13 protein-coding genes and 1 pseudogene are annotated in these 24,391 nt (G+C 70.1%); 4 read left to right on the top strand and 10 right to left on the bottom strand.

What is annotated here, in order from left to right; translation table 11 throughout:
* Positions 1-14: 14 nt before the first annotated feature.
* Entirely contained in the window at positions 15-2,327 is a 2,313-nt protein-coding gene (locus QNO09_RS27370; protein ID WP_283972921.1) for a rhamnogalacturonan lyase family protein, read from the bottom strand.
* Positions 2,328-3,629: 1,302 nt separating this feature from the next.
* Between QNO09_RS27370 and QNO09_RS27375 the strand changes: the two genes are divergently transcribed.
* Both QNO09_RS27375 and QNO09_RS27380 read left to right on the top strand, forming a co-directional pair.
* On the top strand, positions 3,630-6,005 hold the full coding sequence (locus QNO09_RS27375) for a glycosyl hydrolase 53 family protein (RefSeq protein ID WP_283972922.1): 2,376 nt from the start codon (positions 3,630-3,632) through the stop codon (positions 6,003-6,005).
* 269 nt (positions 6,006-6,274) lie between these two features.
* Positions 6,275-7,657 (top strand): L-serine ammonia-lyase, encoded by a 1,383-nt coding sequence (locus QNO09_RS27380; protein ID WP_283972923.1) that lies wholly within the window; start codon positions 6,275-6,277, stop codon positions 7,655-7,657.
* Between the two features lie 191 nt (positions 7,658-7,848).
* On the opposite strand, the gene QNO09_RS27385 is transcribed toward QNO09_RS27380, so the two are convergent.
* Both QNO09_RS27385 and QNO09_RS27390 read right to left on the bottom strand, forming a co-directional pair.
* Positions 7,849-10,143 (bottom strand): FdhF/YdeP family oxidoreductase, encoded by a 2,295-nt coding sequence (locus tag QNO09_RS27385; protein ID WP_283972924.1) that lies wholly within the window; start codon positions 10,141-10,143, stop codon positions 7,849-7,851.
* The gene (locus QNO09_RS27390) at positions 10,140-11,288 is read right to left on the bottom strand and encodes an aromatic ring-hydroxylating oxygenase subunit alpha (protein WP_283972925.1); all 1,149 of its coding nucleotides are present in this window, start codon (positions 11,286-11,288) and stop codon (positions 10,140-10,142) included. The genes QNO09_RS27385 and QNO09_RS27390 overlap by 4 nt, the downstream gene beginning before the upstream one ends.
* 191 nt (positions 11,289-11,479) lie before the next feature.
* Here QNO09_RS27390 and purU point away from each other — a divergent pair, with 191 nt between their 5' ends.
* Both purU and QNO09_RS27400 read left to right on the top strand, forming a co-directional pair.
* Positions 11,480-12,352 (top strand): formyltetrahydrofolate deformylase, encoded by an 873-nt coding sequence (purU, locus tag QNO09_RS27395; RefSeq protein ID WP_283972926.1) that lies wholly within the window; start codon positions 11,480-11,482, stop codon positions 12,350-12,352.
* Between the two features lie 55 nt (positions 12,353-12,407).
* Complete coding sequence (locus tag QNO09_RS27400) at positions 12,408-13,199, top strand: IclR family transcriptional regulator (RefSeq protein WP_283972927.1); 792 nt, start codon at positions 12,408-12,410, stop codon at positions 13,197-13,199.
* 148 nt (positions 13,200-13,347) lie between these two features.
* Here the strand turns inward: QNO09_RS27400 and QNO09_RS27405 are convergent.
* The 7 genes and pseudogenes from QNO09_RS27405 to QNO09_RS27435 all read right to left on the bottom strand — a co-directional run.
* Positions 13,348-13,911 (bottom strand): annotated as a pseudogene (locus QNO09_RS27405) (sarcosine oxidase subunit gamma); the annotation flags it as partial.
* Positions 13,904-17,236 (bottom strand): sarcosine oxidase subunit alpha family protein, encoded by a 3,333-nt coding sequence (locus QNO09_RS27410; protein WP_283972928.1) that lies wholly within the window; start codon positions 17,234-17,236, stop codon positions 13,904-13,906. The gene QNO09_RS27410 and the pseudogene QNO09_RS27405, both read right to left, overlap by 8 nt.
* Positions 17,237-17,256: 20 nt before the next feature.
* On the bottom strand, positions 17,257-18,489 hold the full coding sequence (locus QNO09_RS27415) for a sarcosine oxidase subunit beta family protein (RefSeq protein WP_283972929.1): 1,233 nt from the start codon (positions 18,487-18,489) through the stop codon (positions 17,257-17,259).
* Positions 18,486-19,769 (bottom strand): serine hydroxymethyltransferase, encoded by a 1,284-nt coding sequence (glyA, locus tag QNO09_RS27420; RefSeq protein ID WP_283972930.1) that lies wholly within the window; start codon positions 19,767-19,769, stop codon positions 18,486-18,488. Before glyA ends, QNO09_RS27415 begins: the two co-directional genes overlap by 4 nt.
* Positions 19,766-20,626, bottom strand: a complete 861-nt coding sequence (locus tag QNO09_RS27425) for a bifunctional methylenetetrahydrofolate dehydrogenase/methenyltetrahydrofolate cyclohydrolase (RefSeq protein ID WP_283972931.1) — start codon at positions 20,624-20,626, stop codon at positions 19,766-19,768. Before QNO09_RS27425 ends, glyA begins: the two co-directional genes overlap by 4 nt.
* A 120-nt stretch (positions 20,627-20,746) precedes the next feature.
* The gene (locus QNO09_RS27430; RefSeq protein WP_283972932.1) at positions 20,747-23,185 is read right to left on the bottom strand and encodes a GcvT family protein; all 2,439 of its coding nucleotides are present in this window, start codon (positions 23,183-23,185) and stop codon (positions 20,747-20,749) included.
* A 227-nt stretch (positions 23,186-23,412) separates the two neighbouring features.
* Positions 23,413-24,384: an ABC transporter substrate-binding protein gene (locus QNO09_RS27435; RefSeq protein WP_283972933.1), complete on the bottom strand. Its 972-nt coding sequence runs from the start codon at positions 24,382-24,384 to the stop codon at positions 23,413-23,415.
* Positions 24,385-24,391 lie beyond the last annotated feature (7 nt).

Genomic DNA, 24,391 nt, shown 5'->3' on the forward strand with positions numbered 1-24,391 from the left:
CCGACGGGGCGCCGTCAGCGCACGTAGACGTTGGGCTGCGGCGGGCGACTCATGCCGGCGCCGAGGAAGTAGCTGGGGTGGGGCGGCTGGTTGTAGGCGGTGTTCTGCCAGGCCAGAGCGGTGCGGTACTGGGCGTCGTGAGCCAGGGTGTGCAGTTTGGTGGTCGTGGGGGTGGACGTGGCGTAGATGCGCAGGGCGTTGTTGCCGGAGTGGCGCCAGATGACTTCCTCGCGCCAGTCGCCGAAGAGGTCGCCCGAGAGCACCGGGGTGGACTTGGAGCCGTTGCTGGAGGCCACGCCGCTGCCGGTGAGCAGCCGGGTGTCGCCGCCGGTGCCGTACTTGTCGATCTGGGTGCCGTTCAGCAGTTCGCGCACCGGGTCGGCGTCCCACCAGGCGAGGAAGTTCGCCGAGGACGGGTTGCGGCCGACGTTGCCGCCGGAGGCGTTGCGCAGGTTGTTCATGTTCGGGCCGGAGCCCCAGAACTCGGCGCCCGCGTTGCCGGCGTGGATGTCACCGGCCACGCCGCGGCCCGGTCCCTCGGCGCCACTGGTGGGGGTGCGGTGGATGACCTGTCCGGTGCGGGCGTCGTGCAGGTCGGAGCCGGGCTGGTTGCTCGACTCGTGGATGGAGAAGACCTCCAGCCCGGCGCGGTTGGGCACGAAGTCGCCGACGTGCAGGGCGTCGCCGTGGCCGTAGCCCGTGGCGTACATCAGGCGGCCGTTGTCGTCGATGGTCGCGGAGCCGTAGACGATCTCCTGGCGGCCGTCGGCGTCGACGTCGGCGATGGACAGCTGGTGGTTGCCCTGGCCGTGCGCGGCGCCGTTGCCCGAGGCGTTGGAGTCGAACGTCCAGCGCTTGACGAGCTGCCCGTTGCGGAAGTCCCAGGCGGCGATGACCGCGCGGGTGTAGTAGCCGCGGGCCATGATCAGGGACGGGCGCTGTCCGTCCAGGTACGCGGTGCCGGCCAGGAAGCGGTCCGCGCGGTTGCCGTAGTTGTCGCCCCAGGAGGAGACGTTGCCGCGCGGCGGGTCGTAGGTGACGGTGGACATCGCGGCGCCGGTCAGACCGTTGAACATGGTCAGGTACTCGGGCCCGGCCAGGATGTAGCCGCTGGAGTTGCGGTGGTCGGCGCCCGCGTTGCCGATGACCGTGCCCTGGCCGTCGCGTGTGGCGTCCGCCGTCTTCATGGCCACCTCGGACCGGCCGTCACCGTCGTAGTCGTACACCTGGAACTGGGTGTAGTGCGCCCCGGCCCGGATGTTGCGACCGAGATCGATGCGCCACAACCGCTGGCCGCTCAGCCGGTAGGCGTCGATGTAGACGTTGCCGGTCACGCCGGACTGCGAGTTGTCCTTCGCGTTGCTCGGGTCCCACTTGACGATCAGCTCGTACTGCCCGTCGCCGTCCACGTCACCCGGGCTGGCCTCCACCGGCGTGTAACCCGAACCGGGCGAAGACAGCGGCACGTCGAGGTGGTTGCCTCCGGTGAAACGCAGCGAGGACTCCGATGCCGGCTGCTCCGTGCCGTTCACCACCGCGCGCACGGTGTACGAGGCATCCGAAGGGGCGCCGTTGTCCAGGTAGTTGGTGGAGTCGGTGACCGGTGAGCCGTTCACCTTCGTGCCATTGCGGTACACGTGGAACGCCGTGTCGTAGCTCTCGGTGCCCAACAGCCGCCAGGACACCAGATTGCCCGAGCCCGAACGCACCGAGACCAGACCCCGGTTCAGGTCCTCCATCTGCAGGGCCTCACCGGCCGGCGGATCGGGATCCGCGCCGCCGCCGGTCTTCACCAGCCGCCACTGCTGGTTGAAGCCGTCGTTGTCCTCGTACTGGGAGATCCGGGCACCGTCTTCCGTCGACCGCTCCCAGACGTCCAGCGCCTTGCCGCTGTTGCGGTTGATCAGCTGCACATACTGGCTGTCGATGTCGACCACGCTGAACTGCTGATGGACGGCGTTGTTGTCCGTCCACTGCAGCAGGTTCGCGCCGTTGGCCGTGGACCCACCCTCCACGTCGAGCACCTTGCCACTGTGCCGGGCCTTGATCCGGTAGTACCCGCTGCCCGAATCGACGAACTGGAACTGCTGGTTGGCGGCGGTTCCAGGGGTCCGCTGGACGACTTCGGCTCCGTCGGCGGTGGAGCCCCCCGATACTTCGACGGCCTTGCCGCTGTGGCGTGAGATCAGTTGGTAGGAGGCGGACGTATCGATCACGGCCGCGCTCGCGACGGCCGCGGGCAGGGCGACCAGTGAGACGGCGGCCAGCAAGGCCGCCAGCAAGAACATGATCGGCCCGCGCGTTCTTCGCAGACTTCGGACGGACATGTGCGGCTCCTTCACGAGGGCGGGCAAGGGCTTGCAGGGGCCCGGCACCATGGATGAAACGATTCACCTTTGCCGTTCACGAGGGACAGGTCTTGCTCGGGACGAGTGGGAGCGCTCCCACTGAGGCTAGAAGGGGCCATCAGGGGCGGCAAGACCTATGCGCCGACTGAATGTCGCAATCTGTTTGATCAAGTGGTTTCCAGGTTGCGGGTCACGATTGACTGTCCCCGCATGTGACCCGTTCACGCAGGCGCGTCAAATGACCTCAACCTGCAAGTAGGGGCGGCCACTGCCGGATCAGGACTGCCTCCCGCCCTGCGGCGGGACTCTGGAGCCTGACGGGCCGATGCCTTGCCGTACGGCGGGCGCCTGAGTACCGTCCTCAATTGTCAACAGAACCGAAAGAACCTCAACGGCCTCTCCGACGCCACGACGGCGAGCCGCACGCGGCGCGACAGGACCTGTCAGGCCAGGGCAGGACGACGCGCCGGTCTCGCAACTCGGCGGATCCACCCCCTGAGGACGTACTCACGAAATCCCGTCACGGGCTGCTTTGTCATGGACGCATCTTCCCGTCCAGGGCTCATCCGCTCGCCCGGGCGGGCTGCGGACACGCCTACACGAGGAGGAACAGAGTGCGATCACGAACCACCGAGAACGCACCGCCGGGAGAACCCGGCCCAGGCCCCGGCGCGGCGGAGTGCGCCGCCCGGCAACAGTGTCAACGGCGGGAGGCGCCCGGGTCCGCTCCGGGCCCGATGCGGGGCACACCGGACGGCGCCCGTGGGAAGTGCGCTCCTTTTCCCTGGCCTGCGCCCTCCAGTTCGGCCCCGGACTCGGCCCTCCGCGTGCTCCAGTCCAGTTTGGCGACGTCAACGCCCTGCTGCGTGAGCGGGTGACGCGCCGGGTGGGCCTGGGCCGGAGCGGCGAGCCCGCCCTGCCGGGGCCTTGTGGGGTTCGCGCCGCCGGTTACGGGGTCGCGTCCCACGAGGTGGTGCAGGGATCAAGGCCCACAGGTTCCGGTACGAGGACCGCGGCGATCCACCTCGTGGCCGCAGCCCGCGAAGCATCCCGCCGACGCCGGGTGACCGTACGGTCCGGCGGACTCGCCGTCTCCGACCTGCGGATTCCGGTGACTTGATCCCCTGCACCACCTGGCGGGACGCCACCGGCTACGTGCCTCGCCGCGTTACCGAACCGCCCGGGTGCGGACAGGTACGACTGGCGGTCCGGCGCCCTTCGATGCACCCTCCCGCAGGCACCTGGGGGAGAAGCGAGCCACTCCGACAGGAGGAGTAAGCAATGATGCGAAGACACCCGGTCCGCACGGCACTCGGCATCACGACCGCCGTCATTCTGGCTTGCGGCGCAGCGGCATTCGGGCCGGCTGCCCCGGCCTCCGCGCAGTACGGCAAGGCCGAGATCTCGCCGATCGAGAGCGACATCAGTGCCAAAGACTGGGCGAGCGTCGACGTCAGCAGCGGAGCGTCCACCGCCGACCTGGCGATCGACCAGGACGACCAAACCGCGTGGATGGCGGACGGTACGCCCGGGAACCAGTGGCTGACCCTCGATCTGGGCGGCGCCTACGACAACGTCAGGAAGGTCGAGGTCGTCTTTCCGGGCACCGGGGCCGCCTACCAGTACGTGGTCGAGTCGTCAGCGGACGGCGACAGTTGGCAGGTCATCGCCGACCACTCGGCCAACCACCAGCCCACTCGCGGATCGGTCGACCTCTTCACCCGGCCGGGGACGAGATTCGTACGGGTGACGTTCACGGGAGCCTCGCCCGGTGCAACCCTGGGCATCAGTGAACTCAGCGTCTACAACTATCTGCGCGGTGACCTGATCCTCGGCGCCGACGCCTCCTGGGTGGACAACGACGTCGCCGAAGGACGCGAGTACTGGGTGAGTCCGACCGAGGAGGACCGAGGTGCGGGTCCCCACCTGCTCGACGTGCTCCAGGACCGTGGCGTCGAGTACGCCCGGCTGCGGGTCTTCAACGAGCCTCGCAGCGAATCCTCGGGCGACGTACTGGCCGTCCCGTACCAAGGCCCCGCGCGGTCACTCGAGGTCTCCGAGTGGATCAAGGCCGAACGGGACATGGGCCTGGGGATCGACCTCCACTACGCGGACTCGTGGGCCGACCCGGCCAAGCAGCCGAAGCCGCGGGCGTGGGCCGGGCTGGAGTTCGACGACCTGACCCAGGCTGTGTACGACTACACCTACGACTACGTCGGGCAGTTGATCGAGCAGGGCACGACGCCGGACAAGGTCGCGATCGGCAACGAGATCGTCAACGGCTTCCTGTACGGAAGTGAGGCCGCGTTGATCGGCACCACCGATCCGGCGTACTTCCGGAACCAGCCGGAGATCTACCAGTCGCGGCCCGGCGGTGGCCTGCTCTGGAAGTACTGGGGCTCCGACGACCCGGAGGAGCAGCGGCTCTACGAAGAGGCGTGGGACCGGTTCACGACGCTGTCCGCGGCGGGGATCCGCGCGGTCCGCGATGTGTCGGCCGACCGGGGGGAGGACATCGACGTCGAGACGCACATCATCATCGGCAAGGATCGGGGCGCCAAGACGCTCGAGTTCTGGGACCAGTACCTGACCCGGGTGAACGCCAAGGGCGCCGACCCGGACGTGCTCGCCCATTCGTACTACCCGGAGTGGCACGGGTCGCCGGACCACTACGAGCGCAATCTCCACGCGGTGGCGGCGGCGCACCCGGGGTACGGGATCGAGATCGCCGAGACCTCGTACCCGGCGTCGGGCGGCGGCGGGGCCCCGATGCCCAACTCGTCGTACCCGCGGACCGTTCAGGGTCAGGCGGATGCCCTTCAGCGCGTGTTCCAGATCGCCAACGACATCCCGGACAACCGGGGCTTGGGCGTGCTGGCGTGGGAGCCGGCGAGATGGCAGTCCCTGTTCACCGCCGTACCGGGCATGACGCGCACCTGGGAGCCGAACGCGTCGATCGACATCTTCACCAAGAGTCGCGCCTCCCACGTGGTGGAGGACACCGTGTACGCGTCCGCGCCGGTCGGCGACGAGGTCGTGCTGCCGGATTCGGTCCGCGTGCTGACCACGGCCGACGGTTCGACCGAGCCGGTCCCGGTGGAATGGAACCCGGTACCGGACGGCGCCACCGACACGGCCGGCCGGCTCACGGTCCACGGCTCCACCGAGTACGGTCCGGTGACGGCGATGCTCGACGTGGTCGAAACGTATGCCGGACTCGACTGCGACCGGGTAATCACCGGTCGGCACTCCGGGCCCCTGACGGTGACCGAGGGTGCGACCTGCCTGAACGGAGCGACGGTGTCGGGCCCGGTGTCGGTGCGGGCCGGCGCCTCGCTCCAGGTGGACGGTGCGGTGATCGCCGGTCCGGTGCGGGCCGACGGCGCGGCGGGGGTGGTGATCTGCGACAGCCGGATCTCCGGCCCGGTGACGTTGTCCGGGACCTCGTCGGTGACGATCGGCAACCCGGTGCTGGGCTGTGCTCAGAATGCGATCGCGGGCCCGGTGACGGTGACGCGGACGCGTGGGTGGAACGTGATCGCAGGGAACACGATCAACGGCCCGCTGACGTGCGGGGAAAACGCTCAGCCACCGGTGAACAACGGATCGGCCAACAGGGTGAGAGGTCCGAAATCCGGGCAGTGCCGCGACCTGTAGCGACCTGACGTCCGGCTGTTCCGTGAGCGCTGCCTCGCCGGGGGGCCCGGCCCGGCCGGGCAGCGCTCTCGTCCGGAGTGCCCCGCGTCCCGCGTCGACGGCGCTGCGTCGGCGGCGGCTTGGCAGGTGTCTTGACAACCAGGGGCACAAAAGAAAGTCTGTTGCGTATAGAGATGCTGGTTGCCTCATCAGAAACCAAGTGTCCACGGTCGAGGGGGTCTCGCTCGCACCTCCAGGCCGCACCCGCGCGCAGACAAGGGAGCCCGCTCGTGGCCATCTCCGTCTTCGACCTCTTCTCCATCGGCATAGGCCCGTCCAGTTCCCACACTGTCGGTCCCATGCGGGCCGCCCGCATGTTCGCCGGCAGGCTGGCGAAGGAGGATCTGCTGGGGCGGACGGCGTCTGTGCGGGCCGAACTCTTCGGCTCCCTGGGGGCCACCGGCCACGGTCACGGCACCCCCAAGGCCGTCCTGCTCGGTCTGGAGGGCAACGAGCCGCACACGGTGGACGTCGGCGTGGCCGAAGGTGAGGTCGAGCGGATCAGGGCGACAGGAAGGCTGCGCCTGCTGGGCCGCGAGCTCGGCGACCTCCACGAGATCCGTTTCGACACGGAGCGGCAGTTGGTCCTGCACCGCCGCCGTTCCCTGCCCTACCACGCCAACGGCATGACCCTGTTCGCGTACGACGCCGAAGGGCTGTCCTTGCTGGAGGCCACCTACTACTCGGTGGGCGGCGGCTTCGTCGTGGACGAGGACGCCGTGGGCGCGGACCGGGTCAAGGTCGACGACACGGTCGTGAAGTACCCGTTCGGCAGTGGCGACGAGCTGCTGCGTCTGACCCGGGAGACGGGTCTGTCGATCTCGGCGCTGATGCTGGAGAACGAACTGGCCTGGCGGAGCGAGGAGGAGATCCGCGCGGGGCTGCTGGAGATCTGGCGGGTGATGCGGGAGTGCGTGGCACGAGGCCTGTCGTGTGAGGGGATCCTGCCGGGCGGGCTCAGGGTCCGCCGCCGTTCCACCGCCGTGGCCAAGGCGCTGCGGGCCGAGGGCGACCCGGCCGGGCGGGCGTTGGAGTGGGTGACCCTCTACGCCATGGCGGTCAACGAGGAGAACGCGGCCGGCGGCCGGGTCGTCACCGCTCCGACGAACGGCGCGGCCGGCATCATCCCGGCGGTCCTGCACTACTACGTCAACTTCGTGCACGGAGCCGACGACGACGCCGTGGTCCGGTTCCTGCTGGCTGCCGGCGCCATCGGCCTGCTGTTCAAGGAGAACGCCTCGATCTCGGGCGCCGAGGTCGGCTGCCAGGGCGAGGTCGGGGCCGCCTGTTCCATGGCCGCGGGCGGCCTCGCGGAGGTGCTCGGCGGCTCGCCCGAACAGGTGGAGAACGCCGCCGAGATCGGCATGGAACACAACCTGGGCCTGACCTGCGACCCGGTCGGCGGCCTCGTGCAGATCCCGTGCATCGAGCGCAACGGCATGGCGGCGGTCAAGGCCGTCACCGCGGCCCGGATGGCCCTGCGGGGCGACGGCCGCCACCACGTCTCCCTGGACAAGGTCATCAAGACCATGAAGGAGACGGGTGCAGACATGAAGGTCAAGTACAAGGAGACGGCCCGCGGCGGGCTCGCGGTCAACGTCATCGAGTGCTGACGACGCGGCGGCGATGCGCGAGCGGGCCTGACCGGCCGTGAGCATGCCTGACCGGACGGCCCAGTCAGTCGCGAGCGTGCCCGACCCGGCCGAGTCCCCGTCAGCCGCGTGTGTGCCTCGCCGGCCGGGTCCGGTCAGGCGTGGGCGTGCCCGACCGGACCCGGCCGGCTGGGTCCTGACCGGCCGTCCGGTCAGCGCGCCGGTTCCAGTCGGACCACGAGGGACTTGGACGTCGGCGTGTTGCTGACCTCCGCGGTGGAGTCCAGCGGTACGAGGACGTTGGTCTCGGGGAAGTAGGCGGCGCAGCAGCCGCGCGGCGTGGGGTAGGCGACCGTTCGGAAGGCCGGTGCCCGGCGCTCGATCCCGTCGGAGAACTCGCTGACGATGTCGACCGGATCGCCCTCGGTCAGGCCGCGCTCGGCGAGGTCGTCCGGGTGGACGAAGAGCACCCTGCGGCCCTGGTGGATGCCCCGGTAGCGGTCGTCCAGGCCGTAGATGGTGGTGTTGTACTGGTCGTGCGAACGGAGGGTCTGCAGGAGCAGCCGCCCCTGCGGGACGCGCAGCACGTCCAGTGGGTTGACGGTGAAGTTGGCCAGTCCGGTTCTGGTGGGGAAGCGCCTCTCGTCGCGTGGCGGGTGGGGCAGAGCGAAGCCGCCCGGCCGGCGCACGCGGGCGTTGAAGTCCTCGAAGCCGGGGATGACCCGGGCGATCCTGTCCCGGATCAGGTCGTAGTCCGCTGCGAAGTCGGCCCAGGGCACCTGCGGACCGCCGCCGCCGAGGGCCGCGTTCGCCATCCGGCAGATGATCGCCACCTCGCTCACCAAGGCGCCGGAGGCGGGTGCGAGCCGGCCTCGCGAGAGGTGCACCAGGCCCATGGAGTCCTCCACCGTCACCCGTTGCTCACCGGTGGGCCGCGGGTCGGCCTCGGTGCGGCCCAGGCAGGGCAGGATGAGCGCCTGGCGGCCGGCCACCGCGTGGGACCGGTTGAGCTTGGTGGAGATCTGTACCGTGAGCTCGCAGTTGCGCAGAGCTCGCTCGGTGAGTTCGGTGTCCGGAGCGGCGGAGACGAAGTTGCCGCCGAGCGCGACGAAGACCCGTACCTGTCCGTCCCGCATGGCCCGGATGCTCTCCACCGCGTCGTGACCGTGGTGGCGCGGCGGCACGAAGCCGAACTCCGCGCCGAGCGCGTCCAGGAAAGCGGCGTCCGGCTTCTCGTGGATGCCCATGGTCCGGTCGCCCTGGACGTTGGAGTGCCCGCGCACGGGGCACAGGCCGGCGCCCGGGCGTCCGATGTTGCCGCGCAGCAGCAAGAAGTTGACGACCTCACGGATCGTCGGTACCGAGTGGCGGTGCTGGGTGAGGCCCATGGCCCAGCACACGACGATCTTCCGGGCGGACGCCACTTCCTGGAACGCCTCCCGGATCTCCCGCTCCGACAGGCCGGTCGCTTCCAGGACGTCGTCCCAGGACGTCCTGCGGGCCTGGTCGGCGAACTCCTCGAAGCCGTGCGTGTGCGCGGCGATGAACTCACGGTCGAGGACCGTACCGGGAGCGTCGTCCTCCGCCTCCAGGAGCATGCGGTTGAAGGCCTGGAAGAGGGCCTGGTCGCCGCCGAGCCTGATCTGCAGGAACAGGTCGGAGAGCGGTGTTCCCGCCCCCAGTACGCCGGAGGGCCGCTGGGGGTTCTTGAAGCGCGACAGGCCCGCCTCGGGCAGGGGGTTGACCGAGATGACGCGGGCCCCCCTGTCCTTGGCGGTCTCGAGCGCCGAGAGCATCCGGGGGTGGTTGGTACCCGGGTTCTGCCCGACGACGAGGATCAGGTCGGCCTCGTAGAGGTCCTCCAGCCGGACGCTGCCCTTGCCGATGCCGATGGTCTCGGTCAGGGCGGAGCCGCTCGACTCGTGGCACATGTTGGAGCAGTCCGGCAGGTTGTTGGTGCCCAGGAGCCGGACGAACAGCTGGTAGACGAAGGCGGCCTCGTTGCTCGCCCGGCCGGAGGTGTAGAAGGCGGCCTGGTCGGGTGAGTCGAGGGCGCCCAGTTCCCGGGCGATGACGGCGAACGCGTCGTCCCAGGAGATCTGCCGGTACCGGTCGCTGCCCGCGGAGCGGTACATGGGGTGGGTGAGGCGGCCCTGCTGACCGAGCCAGTAGTCGCTGCGTCCGGCGAGTTCCGCCAGGGTGTGCTCGGCGAAGAAGCCGGGACCGACCCGGCGCAGGGTCGCCTCCTCGGCCACCGCTTTGGCGCCGTTCTCGCAGAACTCGGCACGGTGCCGGTGCTCGGGCTCGGGCCAGGCGCATCCCGGGCAGTCGAATCCCGTCTTCTGGTTGACGCTCAGCAGGGTCAGCAGACTGCGGCGCACGCCCATCTGCGCGTGGGCGTGGCGCAGCGAGGACGTGACCGCGGGAAGGCCCGCGGCGTAGTCCTTCGGCGGGCCCACCCGCAGCCGGGAGTCACCGGGGTCCTCGGCAGGTGCCTTGCGGGTCATCCCTGGCGCTCCGCGAGGGTCGCCCGGGTGCCGAGGCGGTCCTGGACCCAGTCGTGGAACTCGCCGATGTGATGCTCGCTGGGCACGAGGACGCCGCCCTTGGCGTACAGCCGGGAGCTCATCGCGGGCTGGCAGCGCTCACAGGCGTCGAAGTCCTGCCGGTTGACGCGGTCGAACAGTTCGACCGACCGGCTGACGTCCCGGCCGTCGGCCACCACGCCCTTCAGGTACAGCCAGTCGCACTCCACGATCGTGCGATCGACCGCCACCGGGAACATCCGGTGGAAGATCACGTGGTCGGGGACCAGGTTGATGAACACCTGCGGGCGCACCGTGATCGCGTAGTACCGGCGGTCCTGCTCTTCGGAGACCGTGGGGATACGGTCCACGCCCTCGGAGCCGTCCACGGTGAAGCCCTGGACGTCGGAGCCGAACTCGGCGCCGTGTCCCACGTAGTACTGCGCCGCGTAGCCGTCGGCGAATTCCGGGAGGACCTCCGTGAGTTCGGGGTGGATGGTCGCGCAGTGGTAGCACTCCATGAAGTTCTCGATGATCAGCTTCCAGTTGGCCTTGACGTCGTAGACGATCCGCCGTCCGACCTCCAGGCTCTCGACGTCGTACCGCTCGATGGACTCCACGTCGCCCAGGCGCGCGACCACGTCCGCGATCACCGACTGCTCGAACGAGGGCGGGTTCTCGGCCAGGCACACCCACACATAACCCAGCCACTCGCGTACCGCCACGGTCACCAGGCCGTACTCGGTGCGGCCGATGTCCGGCATCTTCGTCAGGTTCGGGGCCGCGACGAGCTTGCCGTTCAGGTCGTACGTCCAGGCGTGGTACGGGCACTGGAAGGCCCGCTTCACCTCTCCGGACTCCTGCGTGCACAGTTTCGCGCCCCGGTGCCGGCACACGTTGAAGAAGGCCCGGACGGAGCCGTCCCGCGACCGGGTCAGCAGGACGCTCTCCCGCCCGACGTCCACGGTCCGGAAGGCGCCCGGCTTCGACAGTTCCGACGAGCGTGCCGCGCAGAACCACATGGATTCAAAGATGTGTTCCTGCTCCAGGCGGAAGATCTCCGGGTCCGTGTAGTGGTCGCCGGGGAGGGTCGCGATCAGGCTCTCCGGCAGGCCGGTCGTGGTCATGGTTCACCTCGAAGTGAAGCGCCCCGGGCGGGCGAGTGGTTGCCTCATGTGCAACGAGCTTCTTGTTACGCAACTCACGGTGCAGTTCACCCGAGACACTGTCAAGCCCTTGACCGCAGACCGTCACGGCCGGGACCATGTTGCGTATCAGTCAGGCTGTTGCGTAATACGCACTTCTCTGGGAGGGCTCCGTGTCACCTGGACCCACTACCGGCCGTGAGTTCGTCCTCACCCTGTCGTGCCCCGACCGCTCGGGCCTCGTCCACGCCGTCACCGGCTTCCTGGTCCGGCACTCCGGGAACATCCAGGAGAGCCAGCAGTTCGACGACCGGCTCCAGGACCGCTTTTTCATGCGGGTGCACTTCGACGTCTCCGACCCGGGCGCGACCGCGGACTGCCTGAAGTCCGGCTTCGCGCAGGTGGCGGAGGCCTACCGGATCACCTGGCAGCTCTACGAGGCGTCGACGCCGACGCGCACGCTGATCATGGTGTCGAAGTTCGGGCACTGCCTGAACGACCTGCTCTTCCGCTGGCGCACCGGCGCGCTGAACATCGAGGTGCCGGCGATCGTCTCCAACCACCGGGACTTCGAGCCACTCGCCGAGAGCTACGGGATCCCCTTCCACCACGTGCCCGTCACCCGGGAGACGAAGCCCGAGGCGGAGGCGCGGCTGCTGGAGCTCGTCGACGAGCTGGACATCGACCTCGTGGTTCTCGCCCGCTACATGCAGATTCTGTCGAACGACCTGTGCAAGCAGCTCGAGGGCCGGGCGATCAACATCCACCACTCGTTCCTGCCGAGCTTCAAGGGCGCCCGCCCTTATGTCCAGGCGCACGAGCGGGGCGTCAAGCTCGTCGGGGCGACGGCCCACTACGTCACCCCGGACCTCGACGAGGGACCCATCATCGAGCAGGACGTCATCCGTGTGAACCACTCCCAGGGGCCCGACAGCATGGTCGCCCTGGGGCGCGACGTCGAGGCGCAGGTCCTGGCGCGCGCGGTGGAATGGCACAGCCAGAGCCGCATCATGGTCAACGGCAACCGTACGGTCGTCTTCCGCTGAGGAAAATGCCCTCCACCCCCTCACACCTGTTGACCATTTCACCTAGGGTTTCGCCATGAGCAACCCTGGCGCCGAGTCCGCAGGCGCTCCCAGTGGCGGAGTGCAATCCGTTGACCGTGCTGTCGCCGTGCTGGAGATCCTCGCCCAGCACGGTGAGGCGGGCGTGAGTGAAGTGGCGGCGGCGATCGATGTCCACAAGTCCACCGCTTTCCGTCTGCTCGGCGCGCTGGAAGCGCACGGAATGGTCGAGCAGGAGAGCGAACGAGGGAAGTACCGCCTCGGCTTCGGCGTCGTGCGTCTGGCCGGCGCCGTGACGGGCCGCATCGCCGTCACCAGACACGGGCGCGGCATCTGCGAGCGTCTCGTCGACGACGTGGGCGAGACGCTGAACATCGCCGTGCTCGAGTCCCACAACGCGATCAATCTCTACCAGGTGCGCGGCTCGTCGGCCATCGCCGCGCAGAACTGGGTGGGACGGCTGACGCCGCTGCACTGCACGTCGAGCGGCAAGGTCCTCCTGGCGCACCTCGACCGCGAGGTCCGCGACGAGCTCCTCGCCGAGGCCGGCCTGCCCCGTCTGACACCGCGCACGGTGACCTCCAGGAAGAAGCTGGAGGCGGACCTGGCCGAAGCCCGTGAGCAGGGCTATGCCATCACGAGGGAGGAGTACGAGGAGGGCCTCAACGCCCTGTCCGCTCCCGTGCGTTCGGACGACGGCGAAGTCGTCGCCGCCCTCAGCGCGTCAGGACCGGCCTTCCGGCTGACCGAGGAGCGGATGCGTGAACTCGCGCCGCTGCTGGTGTCGGGAGCGGACGAGCTCAGCCGCCGTCTCGGCTACGCGGGCTGAGGCCCGGGAGGCCCGGTTGGGTCGCCGACCAGGACAAGGCCCTCACCACGAGCGGCGGGCGTGATCCGGTGTGCGGGTCACGACCCCCGCCCGCATGCTGCCCGGGTCCGCCCGGCCCCCCCCCCCCCCCGGCCCGCAGCCCGGCCCTGAGGGAGCCGGCGAAGGACGAACGGACCAGCACCCAGAACCCGGCCCTGGGGTCGTCACGGGCCACCAGGACGACCTGGGTGCGGCCCAGGTTCGTCTGGGCGCAGCGACCCGGGCCGAAGACCCGCGGGTGAAGGTCCAGCGAGCAGCCGTGGGCCAGCACGTCGCGGGCCCGGGGACCCGCGACGAGCAGCGTGGTGCGCTGAGCCGAGACATCGATGACGGACACGGGCTCGTCGCCCGCGGCCGCACGGATCCGGCTCTCCACGTCCTGTTGCGTGCCCGGCGGGCCCACCACGAGCCACTCGTCGGGACCGAGCCACAGGGCGGTCAGCTCACCGGCGCGGACGACGGTGTCGGGTTCGACGGGGAGCTGGAGGCCCAGCGCCAGCCCCACGGCGTCAGCCGCCGCTCCCTTGGGGTCGAGACGCACATTGATCTGGGTCAGGAAGGGCAGTTCCGCCAGCCGGATCGTGCCCCCGGAGGTGCGGGTCGCGGCGGCCAGCCGGTCGGCGGCATGCGACAGAGGGCTGCGGAGCGGAGTGGTAACGGCGGTGTCAGCCATCGCGGCGGGCTCCCTCGGGGTCGTAGAGGACGGGGCTTGCGACGGTCACCGGGACCAGCCGGTCGCCCACGGGGGCGTAGAGTCGCTCACCGATGCGGTCCCGGCCGCCCTTGACCAGTGCGAGGGCGAAGGTCCGGCCGAGGGCCGCGCTGCGGTAACTGGACGTGACGTGGCCGAGCATCGGCACGGGCGGCGCGGGCAGCACACTGTCGGCCACCAGATGCGTGCCCTCGGGGAGGAACGTGCCCGGGTCCTCCGGAAGCAGCCCGACCAGGTGCTTGCGGTCGGGGCGGACGGTGTCGGCACGGGCGTGGGACCGCTTGCCGATGAAGTCCCGCTTCTTCTTCGACACCACCCAGCTCATGCCGAGGTCCTGCGGCGTCACGGTGCCGTCGGTGTCCTGGCCGACGATCGGATAGCCCTTCTCGGCACGCAGGACGTGCATGGTCTCCGTGCCGTACGGGGTGATGCCGTACGGGGCGCCGGCCTCGTACAGCGCCTCCCACAGGGCGAGGGCCTGCCACGGCGACACGTTGATCTCGTAGGCGAGTTCACCGGAGAAGCTGATCCGGCACACGCGCGCGTCGATGCCGGCGACGGTCGTCTCGCGCCACGCCATGAACGGGAAGTCCTCGTTGGCGACGGCGAGTCGGGGGGCGAGCGAGCCGAGAACCTCGCGGGAGCGCGGGCCGACCAGGGCGACGGTGGCCCACTGCTCGGTCACCGAGGTGCAGTGGACGCGCAGTTCGGGCCACTCCGTCTGGAGCCACTCCTCCATCCAGTCCAGCACGGCGGCGGCGTTGCCCGTCGTGGTGGTGACCAGGTAGCGGTCCTGGTCGAGGCGGATCACCGTGCCGTCGTCGAAGACCATTCCGTCCGGGCGGCACATCACGCCGTAGCGGATCATGCCGACCTTCAGGGTGCTCATCATGTTGGTGTACAGCAGGTCGAGGAAGACGCCGGCGTCCGGGCCCTGGACGTCGATCTTGCCGAGGGTGGAGGCGTCCATGAAGGCGACGCCCTCACGGGCGGCGGCGCACTCGCGCAGGACGGCCGTCTCCATGTCCTCGCCGTCCTGCGGGTAGTACCAGGGCCGCTTCCACTGGCCGACGTTCTCGAAGAGGGCGCCGTGTGCGACATGCCACTCGTGCAGGGCGGTGGTGCGGATCGGGTCGAGCAGGGCACCGCGGTCGCGGCCGGCGAGAGCGGCGAAGGAGACCGGGGTGTACGGCGGACGGAACGTGGTCGTGCCGAGCGCGCGGATGTCCACGCCCAGCAGTTCGGCGACCACACCGCTGGCCAGGACGCCGGAGGTCTTGCCCTGGTCGTTCGCCGTACCGGCCGTGGTGTAGCGCTTGGTGTGCTCGACGGAGCGCATGCCGGCCCCGGTCGCCCGGGCCAAATCGTCGACGGTGACGTCGCGTTGCAGGTCGACGAAGCGAGGGGCGCCTTCCCGGCCCGGGACGGTGAACACCCGCATGGGCGGCGTCTGCGGCGGCGTGGCCACCTGGGGCAGCCGGACCTCCCCCGGGGTGTAGCCCTCGGCCTCCAGGGCGCGGGAAGCGGCGGCGGCCCCCTGGGCGAGAACGCTCGCCAGGTCGAAGACACCGCTCGCGCCGCCCGCGACCTCGACGGCCTGACGGCAGGTGTCGGGGACGAAGGTGCCGAGCTCCTCGTCGTAGCGGAGCTTGCCTCCCGCCTGGCTGAACAGGTGCGCCACCGGGTTCCAGCCGCCGGAGACCAGGAGCAGGTCGGCGGCGAACTCCCGCTGCCGTGTGCACTGTCCGTACGGGGCGACGGTCACGGAGGTGAGCCGGGGGGCGCCCTCCGTGGCGGTGACGGCGTGCCCCGTCAGCACCTCGATGCCTGCCTGCCGGGCGCGCGTCGCCCACTCCCCCGGTTCGGTGCGGGTGTCGACGACGGCCTCGATGGCCACGCCCGCCGCCGCGAGGTCGAGGGCGGCCGCGTAGGCGCTGTCGTTGGTGGTGAAGACGACCGCGTGGCGGCCGGGCAGGACGCCGTGGCGGTGGGCGTAGGCGCGGGCCGACGCGGCCAGCATCACGCCGGGGCGGTCGTTGTCCGCGAAGGCCAGCGAGCGTTCGTGGGCGCCGGTGGCGAGGACGACGCGGCGGGCGCGGACGCGCCAGACGCGTTCGCGGGAGACGTTCTCGGCGGCTTGGGCGCCGAGGTGGTTCGTGCGGCGCTCCACGGCGAGCAGGTGATTGTCGTCGTAGTAGCCGAAGACGGTGGTGCGGCGCAGGACACGGACGCCGGAGGCGGCGTCGAGCCGGGCGGTCGTCTCGGTCACCCAGTCGAGGTGTTCGCCGGTGCCGAGGAGGCTGCCGCCGGGTTCCGGCCGGTCGTCGGCGAGGATGACGCGGGCACCCGATCGGGCGGCGGCTTCCGCCGCGGCGAGTCCGGCCGGGCCCGCGCCCACGACCAGGAGGTCGCAGTGGGTGTGCACGGCGTCGTAGCGGGCCGGGTCCGGGTCGGTGGCGAGGCGGCCCTGGCCGGGGAGGCTCGTCGCGACCAGGCCGTCGTAGAGCTCGACGGTGCTGGCGGGGAGCATGGGCTCGGGGAAGGGCGCCTCGATCTGGATGACGGCGTTGGGCTCCTCCGCGCCGGCCGAGAAGATGCCCCGCGGGCGGCCCAGCTTGATGCTGGTGCCGGTCTGGATGACGCCGTTGGCGAGGAGGGCGGAGGCGAGGGTGTCGCCCTTGTAGCCCTGGTATGCGGTGCCGTCGAAGGTGAAGGTGAGCGGGGCGTCGCGGTGGACTCTGCCGAGGGTGGGGTGGCGGAACGGCTGGCCTGAATCGCCCCCGCCACCCCTGCCCTTCCCACCCTGAAGGGGCTCCGCCCCTTCGACCTCGCTGGGGGCTGCTCCCCCGGGCCCCCGCGGAGGCTTCGCACCCTGCTCCCCCACCGGGGCCGCCGCCCCGGACCCTGCTTCGGCCTGGGCGGCCTCGTCCTCAAGCGCCGGACGGGCTGATGGTGCCGGAGCCGGCTGGAAGGTGACGGGGCGCGGCTCCGGAGCGCCCGCCCGCCGTTCAACCGTTTCCGGGCGTTCCTCACCCGCCCGGTACACCGTCAGGATCTCGTTCGTCGATGTGTCCCGCACCGCGTTGAACCAGCGGCGGCAGCCCGCCGCATGGCTCCAGCGCTCGGCGAAGGGGCCCCTCGGGTTGTCGCGGAAGAAGAGGTAGCGGGCCCACTCCTCGTCGGTGAGGGAGGAGGGGTCCTGCGGGTACGGCACGTGGGCCTGGCCGCCGTAGTGGAACTCGGCCTCGTCGCGGGGCCCGCACCACGGGCAGTCGATCAGCAGCATGGGTCGGCTCCCTGATGGTCCTAGTGGGCGACCGCGGCCGCGCCGTGCTCGTCGACGAGCGCGCCGGTGGTGAAACGGTCGAGCGAGAAGGGGGCGTTCAGCGGATGCGGTGTGTCGTGGGCGATGGTGTGGGCGTAGACCCAGCCCACGCCCGGAGTGGCCTTGAAACCACCGGTTCCCCACCCGCAGTTGAGGTAGAGGTTGTCGACCGGGCTGAGGCCGATGATCGGTGAGGCGTCGGGGCTGACGTCGACGATGCCGCCCCAGGTGCGCAGGACGTGGGCGCGGGCGAAGACCGGGAAGAGCTCCAGGGCCGCCGACATCTGCTCTTCGATGATGTGGAAGGCGCCGCGCTGGGTGTAGGAGTTGTACGCGTCGATGCCCGCGCCCATCACCAGCTCGCCCTTGTGGGCCTGGCTGACGTACACATGGACCGCGTTGGACATGACGACCGTCGGGTGCACCGGCTCCAGCAGCTCCGACACCAGGGCCTGCAGGGGGTGGCTCTGGACGGGGAGTTCGACGCCGGCCATGGCCGCCAGGACCGAGGTGTGGCCCGCCGAGCAGAGCGCGACCTTGCCCGCCGCGATCGGGCCGCGGGTGGTCCGGACTCCCACCACCCGGTTGCCGACAACATCGAGGCCGGTCACCTCGCAGTTCTGGATGATGTCGATCCCGGCGGCGTCGGCGGAGCGGGCCAGGCCCCACGCCACGTGGTCGTGCTTGGCGATGCCCGCGCGCGGCTGGTAGGTCGCGCCCAGGACCGGATAGCGCACGTCCGGGGAGATGTTCACGATCGGGCAGACTTCCTTGACGCCGTCCGCGTCGAGCCACTCGGCGTCCACGCCGTTGAGGCGGTTGGCCTCGACGCGGCGCACGCTGTCGCGGACGTCCTGGAGGCTGTGGGCGAGGTTCAGCACGCCACGCTGGGAGAACAGGATCGGGTAGTCGAGTTCGTCCGCCAGCCCCTCCCAGAGCTTGAGCGCGTGCTCGTAGATGCCGGCGCTCTCGTCCCACAGGTAGTTGGAGCGGATGATCGTGGTGTTGCGGGCCATGTTGCCGCCCGCCAGCCAGCCCTTCTCCAGCACGGCGACGTTGGTGATGCCGTGGTTCTTCGCCAGGTAGTGGGCGGTGGCCAGGCCGTGGCCGCCGCCGCCCACGACGACGACGTCGTACGAGCGCTTCGGCTCGGGGTTGCGCCACAGCCAGTCGGGGTGTTCGGGGAGCTCGGCGCCGGGGGTGCGGGGGCTCATCGGGCGTCTCCGTCTTCGGACAGGTGGGGGTAGAGCGGGTGCTTGGCCGCCAGGGCCTCCGTGCGGGCGCGCAGGGCCGTCACGTCCGGCTTCGGCTGAAGGGCGAGGGCGATCACGTCCGCCACCTCGGCGAAGTCCGCCTCGGTGAAGCCGCGGGTGGCCAGTGCCGGGGTGCCGATCCGCAGGCCCGAGGTGACCATGGGCGGGCGCGGGTCGAAGGGCACGGCATTGCGGTTGACGGTGATGCCGACCTCGTGGAGCAGGTCCTCGGCCTGCCGGCCGTCGAGCTCCGAGTCGTGCAGGTCGACCAGGACCAGGTGGACGTCGGTGCCTCCGGTCAGGACCTTCACCCCGGCCGCCGCCGCGTCGGGCAGGGAGAGACGTTCGGCGAGGATGCGGGAACCGGCGAGCGTCCGGGCCTGGCGTTCGGCGAACTCCGGTGACGCGGCGACCCTGAACGACACCGCCTTCGCGGCGATGACGTGCTCCAGGGGGCCGCCCTGCATACCGGGGAACACCGCTGAGTTGATCTTCTTGGCGAGGTCGGCCTCGTTGGTGAGGATGACGCCGCCGCGCGGGCCGCCGAGTGTCTTGTGGGTCGTGGTGGTCGTGACGTGGGCGTGCGGTACGGGGTTGGGGTGCAGGCCCGCCGCCACCAGCCCCGCGAAGTGCGCCATGTCGACCATCAGCAGGGCGCCCACGTCGTCGGCGATCCTGCGGAACTCCGCGAAGTCCAGCTGCCTCGGGTACGCCGACCAGCCCGCGATGATCATCTTGGGGCGGTGTTCCTTGGCGAGCCGCTCGACCTCGTCCATGTCAACGAGGTTGTCCGCCTCGGACACGTGGTACGGCACGACGTTGAGCATCTTGCCGCTGTAGTTGATGCGCATGCCGTGGGTGAGGTGCCCGCCGTGCGCGAGGTCGAGTCCGAGGACGGTGTCGCCGGGCTGGAGCAGGGCGAAGAAGACGGCGGTGTTCGCCTGAGCACCCGAGTGCGGCTGCACGTTGGCGAAGCCCGCTCCGAAGAGGGACTTGATCCGCTCGATCGCCAGCCGCTCGGTGACGTCGACGTGTTCGCAGCCGCCGTAGTAGCGGCGGCCCGGGTAGCCCTCGGCGTACTTGTTGGTCGCGACCGAGCCCTGCGCTTCCATCACGGCGGTGGGCGCGAAGTTCTCGGAGGCGATCATCTCCAGCGTGGACTGCTGGCGGTGCAGTTCGGCGCGGAGCGCGGCGTGGACCTCGGGGTCCAGCTCCGCCAGGGGGGTGTTCAGCGCGTTCATACGGCGTTCGCGTTCCTCTCGGCGGCCTCGACGACATTGGCGAGCAGCATGGCCCGGGTCATCGGGCCCACGCCCCCGGGCATCGGCGCCAGCCATCCGGCGACCTGGGCGGCGTCCGGGTGGATGTCGCCGACCAGCCCCTGGTCGGTGCGGGTGATACCGACATCGAGGACGGCCGCGCCGGGGCGCAGCATGTCCTTGGTGATCAAGCCGGGCGAGCCGGCGGCCGCGACGACGATGTCCGCCTCGCGTACGTGCCAGGCCAGGCCCTTGGTGCCGGTGTGGCAGAGGGTGACGGTGGCGTTCTCGGACCGGCGGGTGAGGAGGAGTCCGATGGGCCGTCCGACGGTGATGCCCCGGCCGATCACGCACACCCGCGCTCCGTCGAGCGGCACGTCGTGGCGGCGGAGCAGTTCGACGATGCCGCGCGGGGTGCACGGCAGCGGGGCCTCGACGCCGAGGACGAGCCGGCCGAGGTTGACGGGGTGCAGTCCGTCGGCGTCCTTGGCCGGGTCCATGCGTTCCAGTACGGCGCCCGCGTCGAGGTGGCGCGGCAGCGGGAGCTGGACGATGTAGCCGGTGCAGGCGGGGTCGGCGTTGAGTTCGTCGATCGTCTCCTCGACCTGCTGCTGCGAGGCGTCGGCGGGCAGCTCCCGGCGGAGGGAGGCGATGCCGACCTGTGCGCAGTCGCGGTGCTTGCCGCCGACGTAGGCGTGGCTGCCGGGGTCGTCGCCGACCAGGACGGTGCCCAGGCCCGGCGCACGGCCCGTGACGGCGGCCGACTTGGCGACCCGCTCGGCGAGTTCGCGGCGGATGGTGGCGGCAGTGGCCTTGCCGTCAAGGAGTTGTGCAGTCACCTGGAGTTCCTTCCAACGAGCGGTGGCCGAATGCCCTCCGAACCAAGGGGCGCGGGGCTGTGGCGATCAGCTGCTTCGCCGCGGGGCGCGACCAGCCACAACGGATCCGCAGACGAGGTCTCAGCCACGAAGACGGGACATGGCCGGATCGAACAGCGGCTCTTCGGCAACGACAGCCTCGACGCTCTGGTCGAAGTACCCGATATGCACAATCGTCCCCGGAGCGGCCAGCTCAGTCGGCAGCCACGCATAGGCGATGCCCTTGCCGATCGTGTAGCCGTACGCCGCACTCGTGACGTACCCGACCGCGCGGTCACCGTCGTACACCGGCTCCTTGCCCATCACGACCGCCCGCGGGTCGTCGATCGTGAGGCAGGTGAGCTTGCGCCGTACGTCGGCCTTGCGCCGCTCCAGTGCCGCCTTGCCGATGAAGTCGTCCTTGTCGAGCTTGACGGCGAATCCGACGCCGGCTTCGTAGGGGTCGTGCTCGTAGGTCATGTCCGTGCCGAAGGAGCGGTAGCCCTTCTCCAGGCGGAGGCTGTTGAAGGCCCCGCGGCCGGCCGCGATGCCGCCGAGGGGCTCGGCCGCCCGCCACAGCGTGTCCCACAGTTTCACCCCCAGGTCGGCAGTGGTGTACAGCTCCCAGCCGAGCTCGCCGACATAGCTCAGCCGCATCGCGGTGACGGGGACGGAGCCGATGTGGGCGCGCTTGGTCCGGAAGTACTTCAGGCCGGTCGCCGAGAAGTCGGCGTCGGTGAGCGGCTGGAGGACGTCGCGGGCGCGCGGGCCCCACAGGCCGATACAGCAGGTGCCGGGGGTGATGTCGCGGACCTGGACCGTGCCGTCGGCGGGGAGGTGACGGGTGAACCAGTCGAGGTCCAGGTTGCCGTTGGCGCCGACCTGGAAGACGTCGGGGGCCAGCCGGGCGACGGTGATGTCGCTGCGGATGCCGCCGTCGTGGTCGAGCAGCAGCGTGTAGGTCACCGAGCCGACGGACTTGGCGACCTTGCCGGTGCACAGCCGCTCCAGGAACTCGCCGGCACCGCGCCCGCTGACCTCGAGCCGTTTGAGGGCCGTCATGTCGTACATCGCGACGGTCTCGCGGGTGGTCTGGGCCTCGGCGGCGACGATGGGCGACCAGTACCGCGCGGCCCAGTCGTTGGGGGTGACGATGGAGCGGCCCTCGACCAGGCCCGCGTTGGCCTCGTACCACTGGGGGCGCTCCCAGCCGTTCGCCTCCAGGAAGAAGGCGCCCAGCTCCTGCTGGCGGGCGTGGAACGGGCTCGTGCGGATCGGGCGCGGGTCCCCCGACGGCTGGAGGGGGTGGAGGATGTCGTAGACCTCGACGAAGTTCTGGCAGTCGCGGGCCAGCACGTACTCCGGCGAGAGCTGGTGCGGCTCGAAGCGGTTGACGTCGCACTCGTGCAGGTCGAACGAGGAGCAGTAGCCGTCGACCAGCCACTCGGCCATGGCCCGTCCGACGCCCGCGGAGTGGGTGACCCAGACGGCCTCGGCGACCCAGAAGCCCTTGACGTCCGGGGATTCGCCGAGCAGCGGCAGGCCGTCGGTGGTGAAGGAGAACAGGCCGTTGATGCCCTCTTCGACCTTGGCGTCCTTCGTCGCGGGGAGCAGCGACCGGGTCTCGTTCCAGGCCTCCTCGAAGTCCTCCTCGGTGAACTTCAGGACGGACGGCATCTCGTCGGCCTCGTCCACGGAGAGGATGTCGTCGGCCGAGATCGGCATCGGGCGGTGGCCGTAGGAGCCGATGCCCAGGGCGTCGAAGCGGTCCCGGTAGTAGAGGTCGGCGTCCTGGTGGCGCAGGATCGGGCGGACCGCCTCCTGCGTCTGGCCGACCAGGGCCGGTACCGGGCCCGTCCAGGCGAGTTGGTGGCCGAGCGGCGTGAGGGGGAGGTTCATGCCGACCATGCGGGCGATCTTCGGGCCCCAGATGCCGGCGCAGCACACGACGATGTCGGCGGGGATCTCGCCCTGGTCGGTGAGGACGCCGGTCACCTCGCCGTCGGACCGTTGGACGTCGAGGACTTCGTGGCGGGCGAGGAAGCGCACGCCGCGCTCGGTGGCCCGGCGGATCTGCGCCTCGACGGCGAGAACCGCCTTCGCGAGGCCGTCCGTGGGCACGAGAAGGCCCGCGAGGACCTTGTCCGGGTTGACGAGCGGGTGCTGTTCGACGCACTCCTCGGTGCTCAGCAGCCGGGACTCGATGCCCCAGGAGGCGAGCCAGCCGTGGCGCCGCTGCAGTTCCGTGACGCGCTCCGGGGTGGTCGCCACCTCAAGGCCCCCGACCTGCAGGAAGCAGGGCTGACCGTCCACGTCGAGCGAGCAGAACTTCTCGACGGTGTAACGGGCCATCTCGGTCATGGTCTTGGAGGGGTTGGTCTGGAAGACCAGACCCGGGGCGTGCGACGACGATCCTCCGGTGGCGGGCAGGGGGCCCTGGTCGACCACGGTCACTTCGGTCCAGCCTCGCGCGGAGATCTCATCGGCGAGCGCTGCTCCCACGACGCCCGCTCCGATGATGACCACCCGGGGTCCCGCCATCGCCGTACCTCCGACGTTGAGAGCGATCCAGTTGCTGTGTGCGCAACAGGGTTCAGGTTGCGCAACTCAATGTGCCCGCCGCGGACAGGCGTGTCAAGAGGTCCGAGACGCCGGAAAAACCCCCGGAAACCCCAGGGCGGAACCACCGGAAAACGACAAGGCCCGGCAGGCTGAGGACACAGCCTGCCGGGCCTTGCCGGCGGGGTTCACCAGGGCGGTCGTGAGCCCTACTTGATCCAGGCGTCGACCTTGTCGCGGTTGGCCTCGACCCACTTCTTCGCCGCCGCCTCGGGCGACATCTTGTCCACCGCGATGTACTTGGCCACGGTGTTCTGGTCGTCGTTCGTCCAGGTGAAGTTCTTCACCAGGTCATAGGCCGGGCTGCCCGACTTGGCGAACTTCGCGCTGACGATCTTGTCGAGTTCGTACACCGGGTAGTCGCACGCGACCTTCTCGGTGTCGGCGTCGCAACCTTCCTTGTACTCGGGCAGGCTGACCTTCTTCAGCGGCACCTCGGACAGGAACCACTGGGGCTCGTAGAAGTAGCCGATCACCCATTTCTTGTTCTTCTCGGCGTTGCGGAACGCCTGGATGAGCGCGGTCTCGCTGCCCGCGTACACCACCTTGAAGTCGAGCTTGAGGTTCTTCACCAGCGCCCCGTCGTTGGTGACGAACGACGGGTCGCCGTCGAGGAGCTGCCCCTTGCCGCCCGACTCCGAGGTCTTGAACTTCGACGCGTACTTGTTCAGGTTCTTCCAGTCGGTGATGTCCGGGTGCGCCTTCGCCAGCCACGGCGGCACGTACCAGCCGATGAGGCCCTTGTTGCCGGTCGGCCCCGCGTTGACGGCGGTCTTCTGCTCGTCGATGTACTTCTTCTTCAGATCGTCGTGGCCCCAGTTCTCGACGACGGCGTCGACCTCGCCCGTCCCGAAGCCCTGCCAGGCGATCTCCTCCTTCAGGTTCTTCTTCTCGACCTTGCAGCCGAGGTCCTGCTCGGCCACGTAGGCGAGGACCGCCGCGTTCGCCTCGTAGCCCACCCAGGGATTGATCGCGAGATTGAAGGTGCTGCACTTGCCCGAGCTGCCCGAGCTGCTTGAACCGCCCGCGCTGTCGTCGCCGACCTTGGCGCCGCCGCAAGCCGTGAGGGTGAGGCCGAGAACGGCCAGGCCGGCCGCGCCGGCTCTCCAGTGTCGTGCCATGGTGTGG

Source organism: Streptomyces sp. 378 (genome assembly GCF_030124145.1).
Taxonomy (GTDB): Bacteria; Actinomycetota; Actinomycetes; order Streptomycetales; family Streptomycetaceae; genus Streptomyces.